This is a genomic window from Cedecea sp., from assembly GCF_036500665.1.
In the GTDB taxonomy this organism is placed as follows: domain Bacteria; phylum Pseudomonadota; class Gammaproteobacteria; order Enterobacterales; family Enterobacteriaceae; genus Cedecea.
Window position 1 is genome coordinate 1 of sequence record NZ_DASYBS010000128.1, and the last position, 11912, is coordinate 11912.

The following is an 11912-nucleotide window of genomic DNA, read 5'->3' on the forward strand; positions in this document are numbered from 1 at the left end:
CGGAGGCTGAGAGCGTCGGGAACGGCCGGAGGCTGAGAGCGTCGGGAACGCATCTCAGCCGACCCAGGACTGGGAGATAAAACGGAGGTTTACCGCTTGCGGCGATTTATTTGGCCGGGAGTCCGGGGTCTCGGGGAAGTAACGGTGACTTCCCCGAGTCGTTCACCGGTTCGGTGGCTGCATATGAAGCTGTACTTGAGGTGAACGGAATCTTAGCTGACTCTGCATAAATGGCGATTTTCATGGCAAAAATACTTCCCGGCAAGCTCCCCTGCCACAGTTGATATTCCACTAGCCAGCCTGCCTAACCCTTGCTCGGATTTTAATCTCAATCGAAATCCTGTCGTCCACCACGGCCTCAAATATTGCCAGTGAATAAGTCACAAGATAAATATTCAAGATTGCGTTAAAAACTCATTATTTATTTCTTACAACTGCAGAGTCTTATTTTTTTACTATCTGGATAATATGACCCCACCGCAGCCTCCGCCCCAGAAAGTGACGATGTTTAACCAAGGAATACTTAATGAGCAACCGTACAGACATACCCGATCTCACCTCTGACTTATCCCGCTGGCTGGCTTATATCGACAGCCTTCATTCGCAGGTGATTGATATGGGATTAGAGCGAATAAAAGAAGTTGCCGCGAAGCTTGGTGTGTTAAAACCGGCCCCTTTTGTCTTTCTGGTTGGCGGAACCAACGGGAAAGGCACCACCTGCCACACCCTCGAGAAAGTCCTGATGCAGTCAGGGTACAAAGTGGGCGTATTCAGTTCACCCCACATGATTCATTATAAAGAGACGGTGCGCATTCAAGGCCAGGAGCTGTCGGATGCGGCCCACATTGCTGCTTTTGTTGAAATTGAGAAAGCACGCCAGGCCACTACGCTAACGCCTTTCGAGTTCAATACGCTGGGCGCTTTCTGCCTGATTAAATGGGCTCAGGCAGACGTGGCGATTATTGAGGTTGGCATGGGGGGCCGGGACGATGCGACCAACATTCTTACCCCGGATGTCTCAGTCATCACCAACGTGGCGCTGGACCACGAAGACTGGCTGGGCAAAGGCACCGAGGCCATCGGCGAGATCAAAGCAGGTATCTTCCGCAGCGGACATCCGGCGGTGATTGGGCAACAGCAGGCCCCGGAATCCTTGCTCCGCTATGCGCAACAGATTGGCGCTATCCCCCATCAAAATGGCGTGGACTGGCATATCACAGAGGGTGGCGATGAATGGACGTTTAGCGACAAGCTCGGCGAAATCACCCCGTTAAGGCAGCCGAAAATGCCACGCGATAACGTGGCTACTGCAATAGCCGCGCTGCGTATCAGCGGGCTTAAATTTGAGCTGGCTGCACTGCATGATGTTATTCATAAAGCCAATTTACCCGGTCGCTTTCAGGTAATTGACCACAAACCCACCGTGATTTTAGATGTGGCGCATAATCCCCACGCTGCGGCATATTTAGCGGAAAGGCTGCGTAACTACCCCAAAAAAGGAAAGTATCGCTTTGTTATCGGCATGCTTATTAATAAAGACATTAAAGGCACCGTCGATTATTTAAAAGATCTTTCCGATGAGTGGTATTGCTGTGGCATTCAGGCGGGCCCAAGAAGCTCTCAAGCGGAAGATATTGCGCGGTATTTACCTGAGACAAAAAACTTCCCGGATATTTTATCCGGCTGGGCAGCAGCCAAACGTGATGCCAGTGCGGACGATGTGATTGTCGTTTGCGGGTCTTTTTATTCTGTTGCACCCATGCTAAACGAACTGAATTAAACTGTCGTAAAAAAGCCACCCCGAGAGGTGGCTTAACTTAAAGATAACCCGCTTATTTCAGCTCAAATTCACCCTGCTGCACGCGGGCAGAATCCAGGCCGATAAACACGTTGAACTTGCCTGGCTCCGCGTCGTACTTCATCTTCGCGTTCCAGAACTTCAGAGCGTTGATGTCGATTGGGAAGCTGACGGTCTGGCTTTCACCCGCTTTCAGCGCCACTTTCTTAAAGCCTTTCAGCTCTTTCACCGGGCGGCTCATGGAGGCTGTCACGTCCTGCAGGTACATCTGCACCACGGTTTCCCCTTCACGGTCGCCGCTATTGGTAACCGTGACGGACGCTTCGACTTTACCGTCGCGCTTCATGGCCGGCGCGGAAAGCTTCACGTCACCCACTTTGAAAGTGGTGTAGCTCAGCCCGTAGCCAAACGGATACAGCGGCCCGTTCGCTTCATCAAAGTAGCGTGAAGTGTATTTATTGGGTTTTTCCGGGTTGTACGGGCGACCGGTATTCAGGTGGCTGTAGTACGTCGGAATTTGCCCAACCGAGCGCGGGAAGGACATTGGCAGCTTGCCGGACGGATTGTAGTCGCCAAACAACACGTCAGCAATGGCGTTCCCGCCTTCGGTGCCGCCGTACCAGGCTTCCAGCATCGCATCCGCCTGCTGGTCTTCTTTCACCAGCGCCAGAGGACGGCCGTTCATCAATACCAGTACCAGCGGTTTACCGGTGGCCTTCAGGGCAGTAATCAGGTCGCGCTGGCTCTGCGGCAGCGTCAGGTCGGTGCGGCTGGAAGCCTCATGCGCCATACCCTGAGCTTCACCGACAACGGCCACCACTACATCGGCGTTTTTCGCCGTATTCACCGCTTCGTCAATCATCGCTTTCGGCGTGCGCGGGTCAATGGTGACCGCAGGTTCATACTGGTTCAGGAACGCGACAATGTCTTTTTCATCGGTAACGTTCGCGCCTTTGGCAAACACCACTTTGCCCTGCTGGCCTACGGCATTTTTGATGCCTTCCAGCGGCGTCACGGACTGCGCGGCAACGCCAGCGGCAGACCAGCTGCCCATGGCGTCACGCTTGCTGTCCGCCAGCGGGCCAATCACCGCAATGGTGGAGGTCTTTTTCAGCGGCAGCGTTTGCAGGCGGTTTTTCAGCAATACCATGCTTTCGCGTGCGACTTCACGCGCTTCTTTGCGGTGCAGGCGGCTTTCGGCGTTGGTGTCTTCCGGGTCAGAATCTTTCGGGCCCAGATGGCTGTACGGATCGTTAAACAGCCCCATATCGTATTTCACGTTCAGCACGTGGCGGGTGGCGTCATCCAGCTCTTTCATCGGTACCGCGCCGCTTTTCACCAGCTCCGGCAGGAACTTGCTGTAGTACTCATCGCTCATACTCATGTTAATACCGGAGTTAAGCGCAATGCGCACCGCGTCTTTCGGGTCGCTGGCAACACCGTGTTTAATCAGCTCTTTAATCGCGCCGTGATCGGAGATGGTGATGCCTTTGAATTTCCATTCGTCGCGCAGCAAATCTTTCAATAACCAGCTGTCCGCGGAAGCCGGCGTGCCGTTCAGGGAGTTAAGCGCAACCATTACGCCGCCGCTGCCCGCGTCCAGCGCGGCTTTATATGGCGGCATGTAGTCGTTAAACAGGCGCTGCGGGCTCATGTCGACGGTGTTGTACTCTTTTCCGCCCTCCACCGCGCCATAGGCCGCGAAGTGCTTCACGCTGGTCATCACCGAGTAGCGGTCCGCCGGGCTTTTGCCCTGCATCGCTTCAACCATGGTGCGCCCCATAATCGAGGTCAGGTAAGTGTCTTCGCCAAAACCTTCGGATACCCGCCCCCAGCGCGGATCGCGCGAGACGTCGACCATCGGTGCCCAGGTCATGTTCAGGCCGTCATCCGCCGCTTCATAGGCAGAAATACGCCCCACGGTTTTCACCGCATCAAGGTTAAAAGAGGAGGCCAGGCCAAGGCTTATCGGGAACACGGTGCGTTGGCCGTGAACCACGTCGTAGGCGAAGAAGAGAGGAATCTTCAGGCGGCTGAGCTGCATCACCTGGTCCTGCATAGCGCGGATGTCCTGGCGAGTCACGGTGTTAAAGATGGCCCCAACCTGACTGTCTTTGATCATCTCGCGAATGGCTTCTTTCGGGTTATCCGGGCCGACGCTGATTAAACGCAGCTGACCGATTTTTTCATCGGTGGTCATTTTTTTCAGCAGGTCGGTGACGAAGGCATCACGCGCTTCCGGCGTTAAAGGGTGCGGGCCAAACATCTCATCAGCAAGCGCAGGCTGTAGCGCCAGGCTTACTGCAATCCCTACAGAACAGAGCCATTTCATCGGATTCACTCTCACAAGCTTTTGTTAAGGCGTGCAGTTTGCCACATCGCCACCACGGTAAGAAGAGCGTAGCAAAGCCTGGCATCTGATTTCGCGGAGATTTCCTCGTTACGCTCACGTTTTTCGGCGCTATGCTTAACGGCAGGCTTTTTGATGCCACCACAAGGAGTGGATACATGTCTGTTCTGATAACGTCCGATAATAAAACGCTGATAAACGAACTCTCTCGCCACGTTGGCTCGCACCATGTTTTAACCGATCCGGCCAAAACCGCTCGCTACCGTAAGGGCTTTCGTTCTGGCCAGGGGGAAGCGCTGGCGGTAGTGTTCCCCGGCTCCCTGTTGGAACTGTGGCGCGTATTAAACGCCTGCGTCGCCGCCGATAAAATCATTATTATGCAGGCCGCCAATACCGGCCTGACCGAAGGCTCGACGCCAAGCGGCAGCGACTACGATCGCGATATTATTATTATCAGTACGCTACGTCTCGACAAGCTGCACCTGCTGGATAAAGGCGAGCAGGTGCTGGCCTGGCCCGGCACCACGCTTTACTCGCTGGAAAAAGCGCTTAAACCGCTGGGCCGCGAACCGCATTCGGTGATCGGCTCCTCCTGTATTGGCGCGTCGGTTGTCGGCGGTATTTGTAATAACTCCGGCGGTTCGCTGGTGCAGCGCGGCCCGGCCTATACCGAGATGTCGCTTTTTGCCCGCATTGATGAAAGCGGCAGGCTACAGCTGGTGAACCATCTGGGCATTAACCTGGGCACCACGCCGGAGCAAATTCTCAGCACGCTGGACGACGAACGCGTGAAAGACAGCGACGTACAGCACGATGGCCGCCACGCTCACGACCACGATTACGTGACTCGCGTGCGCGACGTTGAGGCCGACACGCCTGCGCGCTACAACGCCGACCCGGATCGCCTGTTTGAATCTTCCGGCTGCGCGGGCAAACTGGCGGTCTTCGCGGTACGCCTCGACACCTTCCCGGCGGAAAAGCGCCAGCAGGTGTTTTACATCGGCACAAACCAGCCTGATGTACTGAGCGAAATTCGTCGCCATATTCTGGCAAACTTCGAAAACCTGCCGGTCGCCGGGGAGTACATGCACCGCGATATTTACGACATCGCGGAGAAATACGGCAAAGATACGTTCCTGATGATCGACAAGCTCGGCACCGACAAAATGCCGTTTTTCTTCACCATGAAGGGGCGCACCGACGCGGTGCTCGACAAGGTGTCGCTGTTTAAGCCGCACTTTACCGACCGCTTTATGCAGAAGCTCGGCGGCGTTTTCCCGGCTCACCTGCCGGAGCGGATGAAAACCTGGCGCGATAAATATCCTCACCACCTGCTGCTGAAAATGGCAGGTGAAGGCATCGACGAGGCCAAAGCCTGGCTGAGCGAGTATTTTAAAACCGCCGAAGGTGACTTCTTCGTCTGTACTCCGGAAGAAGGCAGCAAGGCCTTCCTGCACCGCTTTGCCGCCGCCGGGGCCGCGATTCGCTACCACGCCGTGCATGCTGATGAGGTGGAAGATATTCTGGCGCTGGATATCGCGCTACGCCGCAACGACAGCGACTGGTTCGAAGAGCTGCCGCCGGAAATCGGCGATAAGCTTATCCATCGCCTCTATTACGGCCACTTTATGTGCCATGTTTTCCACCAGGATTATATCGTCAAAAAAGGCGTGGATGTGCATGAGCTGAAAGAGCAGATGCTGGCGCTGCTGCACGAACGCGGCGCACAGTACCCGGCAGAGCATAACGTTGGCCATCTCTACAAAGCGCCGGACACGCTGAAGCAGTTCTACAAGGCCAACGATCCAACCAACAGCATGAACCCAGGGATTGGCAAAACGACCCGGCGTAAAGGCTGGGCCGAAGACGACAGCGCTCAGGAACACGGCTGACGGAAATAAGTTTCTCCTATGACGAGCAATCTATGTTTCACGCTTTTTTGAGCATAGATTAATGAAACGGGGTGAAGACTATCTTCACCCTTTTTTCTGCCTAAGGAGCGAAAGATGTCCGCAGTAGAAACGATGCCCCTTCCTTTAGTCCAGATCAGGGAAGCGACGCCCGACGATATTCCTGCCATTAAAACGATTTATGCCTGGCACGTGCTGAACGGCAAAGGATCGTTTGAAGAGACCCCACCTGACGAACAGCAGATGACCGGGCGCCTGGCGGCGGTTCGCGCTCACGGCCTGCCGTGGCTGGTCGCGGTGATTAACGATCGTGTTGTCGGCTATTGCTACGCCACGGTTTATCGCCCTCGCCCCGGCTACCGCTACACGGTCGAAGATTCGGTGTATATCGACGCCAGCATGACCGGGCGCGGCATCGGCAAAGCCCTGCTGAGCGAATTAATCACGCGGTGTGAAAAGGGGCCATGGCGGCAGATGATCGCGGTGATTGGCGATGGGGATAACAATCCAGGCTCGTGCAGATTACACACCCAGCACGGGTTTGAAACCGTCGGACGGCTGCGTAGCGTCGGGTTTAAGATGGGCGACTGGCGGGATACGTTAATGATGCAGCGCCCGCTCAACGACGGAGACGAGACGCTGCCACAATAATTACTCTTCTTCCGATCCGGCTACGGTGTTGTTCGCCATTTGCGCCGCTTTAGAGCGCTTATAGCTTAATGCTTCCGCCGGAACGGGCGTCACTTTACCGGTTTCCAGGAAGGATCGCAGGCGGTTAGCGTCAGCGAAGTGGGTGTATTTGCCGAAAGCATCCAGCACCACCAGCGCCACCGGACGACCGCTAATCACGGTACGCATCACCAGGCAGTGGCCTGCATTGTTGGTAAAACCGGTTTTCGTTAGCTGAATGTTCCAGTTCTGACGATACACCAGGTGATTGGTGTTGCGGAACGGCAGCGTATAGGCCGGGTTGCGGAAGGTCGCCATATCTTCATGCGTGGTGCTGAGCTGGCCCAGCAGGGGGTACTTCTGAGTTGCAATCAGTAATTTGGTCAAATCGCTGGCGGTGGAGACGTTTTCAATCGACAGGCCGGTTGGCTCCACGTAGCGGGTATGGATCATACCCAGAGACTTCGCCTTCGCGTTCATCGCGCGGATAAACGCATCGTAGCCGCCAGGATAATGGTGGGCCAGGCTCGCCGCCGCGCGGTTCTCCGAGGACATCAGCGCCAGCAGCATCATATTTTTACGGCTGATCTCGCTATTAAGACGAACGCGAGAATAGATCCCCTTCATCTCAGGAGTATGGCTGATGTCCACTTTAAGCATTTCATCCATCGGCAGATGGGCGTCCAGCACCACCATCGCGGTCATTAGCTTGGTGATAGAGGCAATAGGACGAACCAGATCCGGATGGCTGGAATAGAGAATTTTGTTGGTTTGCAAATCGACAATCATAGCGCTGCCGGAGGCAATCTCCTGGCCGGCGCTGGCCGCATGGGTAAGGGCCTTACTGGCTTCTGCCTGCGGGGCAAAAGGCACAGTCATCATCAGCGCAAGGCTGAACAACGATAAACGGATTTTTGTCGGCATGGTGACACTTCTGTAATGATTCCGGAAAAGTATAGGCTCACCGCAGACATTCACCTGAATTATATAAACATGCGGGGCGCCGGAATCATACTCCGGCGCCCCGCTTTACTGCCAGTTAAGAATCGTAACGTTATATCAAAACTTTCTGTCAATTCGCCCCGTCAGAACAGGCGATAACCATAACCCCAGAGGATAACCGCGACGGCCAGCAGCACTTCCAGCACCAGCACGCCAATCGCAAGTGTTGAACTGGAAAAACTCATCCCTTCTTCTTTGTCGATGCCAAGGAAGTCAGGCACACCGACGTAGAGCAGATAGCCGGTGTAAACCAGCGCGACGGCACCGACCGCCACGCACAGCCAGACCAGCGGATAAAGTGCAACAATCCCGCTCAGGAATAGCGGCGTAGCGACATAGCCGGCAAAGACCATACAGCGGGCAAGCGACGGACGCTGTGGATAGTTACGCGCCATCCACCAGATAACCCGCCCCATCACCGCAACGCCGCCCAGCATCAGGGCGTAGAAAAGAATACCCAGATACAGGCCGGTAAACATAGAGAGCTGAACGTAGGTGCCGTCCCCGAAGTTCCAGCCGATTTGCGTGGTGCCGATAAACGCGCAGATGACGGGAATGGCCGCCATCAACAGCACATGGTGAGTGTAGTGATGCGAGACGGACTCGTTCTCGCGCTTAATTTCCTGCATTTCCCGATTAGGATGGGAAAACAATCCCCAGACATGGCTCATACAACCTCCGGACCTGCGGCGCAAATGCTTGCGATACTCCAAGTATAATTCACCTTCAGGTTATTATTTAACCAGACGAAAAATATCTCCGATTCTGTACAAACCTGACGGCGATGAGTTGTATGCTTTAGGGAAAATTTCATACCCTAAATAATTCGAGTGGCGGGACAAAACGCTTGAGCGTTTTGAACAGCGCTTGCGCTGGCCCCGAAGGGGTGAGGCCATAAGGCCGAATCACGCGGCAAGGCCGAGACAAATTCGTCAGGAACGAATTTTAACCGCCAAAGGCGAGCCTACGGTGAGAGACAGGATGTCTCTCATTAATCCTCAGGAGCATAGCTAACTATGTGACTGAGGTGACAAATCTGCCGGGAGCAGATTTGAACGTTGCTTGCAACGGCCCTGAAAGGGTGAAGCTCATGGATGAGCTGAATAAACCGGATGCAGCCAACGCACCTGCAACTTGAAGTATGACGGGTATACATGGAGGAGAGTCCAGCTTAATGGATATCAATGGCTTAATTGAACAGTATGGCTATGCCGCGCTGATTATCGGCAGCATGGCGGAAGGTGAAACCATTACCCTGCTGGGCGGCGTGGCCGCGCATCAGGGGCTGTTAACCTTCCCACTGGTGGTCTTGTCTGTCGCGCTGGGCGGCATGATTGGCGATCAGATCCTGTTCCTGGTAGGCAGGCATTTTGGCAGCGCCCTGCTGGCTCGCTTTAAAAAACATCACAAGAAAATTGCCAAAGCGCAGGCGCTGATCAACCGCCACCCTTATTTGTTCGTGATAGGCAGCCGCTTTATGTACGGCTTTCGCATCGTCGGGCCGATTATCATCGGCGCCAGCAAGCTGCCGCCAAAGCTGTTTATCCCGCTGAATATCTGCGGCGCCATCCTCTGGGCCACGCTATTTACGACGCTCGGCTACCTCGGCGGCGAAGTGGTCGGCCCGTGGCTGCACAGCCTGGATACTCATCTGCGTCACTGGATTTGGCTTATCGTGGCGGTGGTGTTGGTTGTGGGCGTCCGGCTGTGGTTCAAGCACCGGCAAAAAGACGATTAATCTGCTGCTGCGGGCAGCAACGCAAGCCACGCCTGCAGCAGAAGTAGTGCCTCTTCGCCGCCGCCGTCGCGCTGGGCTTTCACTATCGCCCCGTCAATCACCAGCGCCAGCATTTCCGCCCGCAGTCTGCCGCTCACGTTATTGGGCAAATAGCCTGCCAGGCACTGCACCATCGCCTGCTTATGGGCGCGGGCTATCGGCAGCGTTTCCGGCAGTGCCTCTGCCATTTCTACCGCCGAATTGATAAACGCGCAGCCGCGAAACGACTCGTCCTCAAACCAGTTTTGCAAAGTGGCCGCTAAGGCTTCCGCCAGCCCTTTCCCTTCGCCAGTTTGCTGTTCAAGCGTCTGGCTAAACCAAGCCATCCAGCGCTGATGCCGATAATCCAGAAAGGCGCGGATCAGGTCATCTTTTGCCGGAAAATGCCGGTAGAAGGTCACTTTGGTGACGCTGGCTTCTCTGATGATCCGATCGATACCGGTGGCGCGAATGCCGTCGCGGTAAAACAAATCGTGCGCGGTTTGCAAAATGCGGTCGCGCGCGCCGGGTGTCGCAGTAGGCATGTTCTCTCCTGTTAAAAATCTATCATGGCGCATGTAGACAAATCTGTCTACCCAGGATAGCGTAGAAAAGTAGACCGATCTGTCTACATACTTACAGGAGCAGACCCATGACAGTAAAACCCCCGGTTCCGCCGTTTACGCTTGAGACGGCAAAGCAAAAAGTTCGCCTGGCGGAAGACGCCTGGAACAGCCGCGATCCTGAACGCGTTTCGCAGGTTTACGCCCTGAATACCCACTGGCGCAACCGCGCAGAATTTGTGGATGGCCGCGAGGCGGTGGTGGGCTTTTTAACGCGCAAGTGGCAGCGTGAGCTGGACTACCGGCTGATCAAAGAGATCTGGGCGCACGATGGCAACCGTATCGCGGTGCGCTTCGCCTACGAATGGCACGACGACTCCGGCAACTGGTTTCGCAGCTTTGGCAATGAGAACTGGGAATTTGACGAGCAGGGCCTGATGATTAAGCGCCACGCGTGTATCAACGACACGCCGATCAATGAGAGCGAACGCGCTTTCTTCTGGCCGCTGGGCCGCCGCCCGGACGAACACCCAGAACTCAGCCATTTCGGTTTTTAACGGTTTTGCCGCCGGAGCCGGTTTTCTTTCCGGCTGCGTTGCGTCTAAAATTCCCGCTGGCCAATGATGGCCTCACTTCTGCGGAGGATTTATGACGCAAAATATCTATGACGATCCGGCTTTTTTTGCCGGTTATGCCACGCTGGACCGCTCAATAAAGGGTCTGGATGGCGCGCCTGAGTGGGCAAAAGTTCAGGCTATGTTGCCGCCGCTGGCGGGCAAGCAGGTGCTGGATTTGGGCTGCGGCTACGGCTGGTTCTGCCGCTATGCGCGTGATGCAGGTGCGGCAAAAACGGTCGGGCTGGATGTGTCCACCCTTATGCTTGCGAAAGCCCGTGAAATGACCGAAGGGGCAGGCATTGAGTATCGGTGCGAAGACCTTTCCGCGCTGCAGCTTCCTGCCAATAGTCTCGATCTGGCCTATAGCTCGCTGGCGCTGCACTACCTTGAGGAGATTTGCCCGCTGTTCGCTACGCTTGAACAGGCACTGGTTCCGGGCGGCAAACTGGTCTTTACCGCCGAACATCCGATCTATACCGCGCCGCTTGAGCAGGCCTGGCTTAAGGATCGGGCGGGGCAGCGCAGCTGGCCGGTGAATCATTATCAGCAGGAAGGCGTGCGCATCAGCAACTGGTTTGCTGAAGGCGTGAAGAAGCAGCACCGCAAGCTGGCCACCTGGATAAATGCCCTGGTTGAAAGCGGATTCGTGCTTGAAAAGCTGGATGAATGGGGCCCTGAAGATGAACAAATCGCCCTCAACCCCGCGCTGGCGGAAGAGGCTGAACGGCCCATGATCTTCCTGCTCGCCGCCGTTAAACCTCAGCGTTAATCCGCAATACCCGCATTTTTTTCTTCATTATTCCGTCTACGGGGAGGCAACTCCCCCCCGTCTTCGTATCCTTGCCTATACTCAAAATGACCAAACAAAAAGGTAAGGAGCGCTAATGAAAATTATTTTATGGGCCATTCTGATCATTTTCATCATCGGGCTGCTGGTGGTAACTGGCGTGTTCAAAATGATCTTTTAAAGATGCGGGTGCCACGTTTGTGGCGCCCGTTGCTGCATCCCTTCTCTCAGCGATCTGCCCCTTAGTCACAAATACAGCCTATGAAGGATCGGCTCAAGTTCCGTTCACTTTCAGCCGTGTTTTATATGCAGCCCCCGCACCGGTGAACGACTCGGGGAAGTCACCGTCACTTCCCCGAGACCCCGGACTCCCGGCGAAATAAATCGACCGCTAAAGCGGCAGACCTCCGTTTTATCTCCCAGTCCTGGGTCGGCTGAGATGCGTTCCCGACGCTCTCAG

At 55.2% G+C, this 11912-nt stretch carries 11 protein-coding genes; 7 read left to right on the forward strand and 4 right to left on the reverse strand.

All coding sequences use genetic code 11. The annotated features are described in order from the left end of the window. Window positions 1-526: 526 nt before the first annotated feature. Entirely contained in the window at window positions 527-1780 is a 1254-nt protein-coding gene (gene folC / locus VGM55_RS20865) for a bifunctional tetrahydrofolate synthase/dihydrofolate synthase (protein ID WP_331636537.1), read from the forward strand. 52 nt (window positions 1781-1832) lie between these two features. Here the strand turns inward: folC and bglX are convergent, their stop codons facing one another. Continuing rightward, the gene (gene bglX, locus VGM55_RS20870) at window positions 1833-4130 is read right to left on the reverse strand and encodes a beta-glucosidase BglX (protein WP_331636538.1); all 2298 of its coding nucleotides are present in this window, start codon (window positions 4128-4130) and stop codon (window positions 1833-1835) included. 176 nt (window positions 4131-4306) lie between these two features. Here bglX and dld point away from each other — a divergent pair, with 176 nt between their 5' ends. Next, entirely contained in the window at window positions 4307-6040 is a 1734-nt protein-coding gene (gene dld / locus VGM55_RS20875; RefSeq protein ID WP_331636539.1) for a D-lactate dehydrogenase, read from the forward strand. Window positions 6041-6154: 114 nt separating this feature from the next. Continuing rightward, window positions 6155-6709: a GNAT family N-acetyltransferase gene (locus tag VGM55_RS20880; protein WP_154185106.1), complete on the forward strand. Its 555-nt coding sequence runs from the start codon at window positions 6155-6157 to the stop codon at window positions 6707-6709. Here VGM55_RS20880 and pbpG read toward each other — a convergent pair whose 3' ends face one another. Beyond that, window positions 6710-7651: a D-alanyl-D-alanine endopeptidase gene (pbpG, locus tag VGM55_RS20885; RefSeq protein ID WP_331636541.1), complete on the reverse strand. Its 942-nt coding sequence runs from the start codon at window positions 7649-7651 to the stop codon at window positions 6710-6712. 161 nt (window positions 7652-7812) lie between these two features. After that, window positions 7813-8400 (reverse strand): Yip1 family protein, encoded by a 588-nt coding sequence (locus VGM55_RS20890; RefSeq protein ID WP_154185108.1) that lies wholly within the window; start codon window positions 8398-8400, stop codon window positions 7813-7815. A gap of 503 nt (window positions 8401-8903) precedes the next feature. Here VGM55_RS20890 and VGM55_RS20895 point away from each other — a divergent pair. Beyond that, window positions 8904-9467, forward strand: coding sequence for a DedA family protein (locus tag VGM55_RS20895; protein ID WP_331636542.1), 564 nt, complete (start codon window positions 8904-8906; stop codon window positions 9465-9467). Here the strand turns inward: VGM55_RS20895 and VGM55_RS20900 are convergent. Next, window positions 9464-10030 carry a TetR/AcrR family transcriptional regulator gene (locus VGM55_RS20900; protein WP_331636543.1) on the reverse strand — a complete coding sequence of 189 codons (567 nt, stop codon included), beginning with the start codon at window positions 10028-10030 and terminating at the stop codon, window positions 9464-9466. The two genes, VGM55_RS20895 and VGM55_RS20900, sit on opposite strands and share 4 nt — an antisense overlap. 107 nt (window positions 10031-10137) lie before the next feature. Here VGM55_RS20900 and VGM55_RS20905 point away from each other — a divergent pair, with 107 nt between their 5' ends. From VGM55_RS20905 to yohP, 3 genes are all read left to right on the forward strand, one after another. Then, window positions 10138-10605, forward strand: a complete 468-nt coding sequence (locus VGM55_RS20905) for a nuclear transport factor 2 family protein (RefSeq protein WP_331636545.1) — start codon at window positions 10138-10140, stop codon at window positions 10603-10605. 91 nt (window positions 10606-10696) lie between these two features. Then, window positions 10697-11434: a class I SAM-dependent methyltransferase gene (locus VGM55_RS20910; protein ID WP_331636546.1), complete on the forward strand. Its 738-nt coding sequence runs from the start codon at window positions 10697-10699 to the stop codon at window positions 11432-11434. Between the two features lie 115 nt (window positions 11435-11549). Continuing rightward, complete coding sequence (yohP, locus tag VGM55_RS20915) at window positions 11550-11633, forward strand: small membrane protein YohP (protein ID WP_072011146.1); 84 nt, start codon at window positions 11550-11552, stop codon at window positions 11631-11633. Window positions 11634-11912: the final 279 nt, after the last annotated feature.

Excerpts from the sequence above, each read along its gene's own strand:
- dld (WP_331636539.1), top strand. The coding sequence starts at position 4,307 with ATGTCTGTTCTGATAACGTCCGATAATAAAACGCTGATAAACGAACTC.
- VGM55_RS20895 (WP_331636542.1), top strand. The coding sequence starts at position 8,904 with ATGGATATCAATGGCTTAATTGAACAGTATGGCTATGCCGCGCTGATT.
- VGM55_RS20880 (WP_154185106.1), top strand. The coding sequence starts at position 6,155 with ATGTCCGCAGTAGAAACGATGCCCCTTCCTTTAGTCCAGATCAGGGAA.
- folC (WP_331636537.1), top strand. The coding sequence starts at position 527 with ATGAGCAACCGTACAGACATACCCGATCTCACCTCTGACTTATCCCGC.
- VGM55_RS20900 (WP_331636543.1), bottom strand. The coding sequence starts at position 10,030 with ATGCCTACTGCGACACCCGGCGCGCGCGACCGCATTTTGCAAACCGCG.
- VGM55_RS20910 (WP_331636546.1), top strand. The coding sequence starts at position 10,697 with ATGACGCAAAATATCTATGACGATCCGGCTTTTTTTGCCGGTTATGCC.
- VGM55_RS20890 (WP_154185108.1), bottom strand. The coding sequence starts at position 8,400 with ATGAGCCATGTCTGGGGATTGTTTTCCCATCCTAATCGGGAAATGCAG.
- VGM55_RS20905 (WP_331636545.1), top strand. The coding sequence starts at position 10,138 with ATGACAGTAAAACCCCCGGTTCCGCCGTTTACGCTTGAGACGGCAAAG.
- bglX (WP_331636538.1), bottom strand. The coding sequence starts at position 4,130 with ATGAAATGGCTCTGTTCTGTAGGGATTGCAGTAAGCCTGGCGCTACAG.
- yohP (WP_072011146.1), top strand. The coding sequence starts at position 11,550 with ATGAAAATTATTTTATGGGCCATTCTGATCATTTTCATCATCGGGCTG.
- pbpG (WP_331636541.1), bottom strand. The coding sequence starts at position 7,651 with ATGCCGACAAAAATCCGTTTATCGTTGTTCAGCCTTGCGCTGATGATG.